Raw genomic sequence first — 288 nt, 5'->3', positions numbered from 1 at the left:
TGGTGATCGGCGTGGGCGTGTTCTACATCAACACCGCCAACTGGGTGCCCTTCATCCCCGAGCGCATCGTCGACGAACACGGCGTCGGCCACTTCGGCTGGCAGGGCGTGGGCACGGCCGCGGCGGTGGTGTTCTTCGCCGTGTTCGGCTACGACACCCTGACCACCGCGGCGGAGGAATCCAAGAACCCGCAGCGCGATCTGCCGCGCGCGGTGCTGCTGTCGCTGGGCGTGTCGATGGTGCTGTACCTGGCGGTGTCGCTGGTGCTGACCGGCATCGCCCACTACT

1 protein-coding gene is annotated in these 288 nt (G+C 67.7%); it reads left to right on the top strand.

Translation table 11 applies throughout. The features are described from left to right. On the top strand, positions 1-288 hold a 288-nt coding region (locus HKX41_11135; protein ID NNC24685.1), incomplete at both ends, for an amino acid permease.

It is taken from the genome of Salifodinibacter halophilus (genome assembly GCA_012999515.1).
Taxonomy (GTDB): domain Bacteria; phylum Pseudomonadota; class Gammaproteobacteria; order Nevskiales; family Salinisphaeraceae; genus Salifodinibacter; species Salifodinibacter halophilus.
This window is presented reverse-complemented; position numbering and strand designations above follow the sequence as displayed.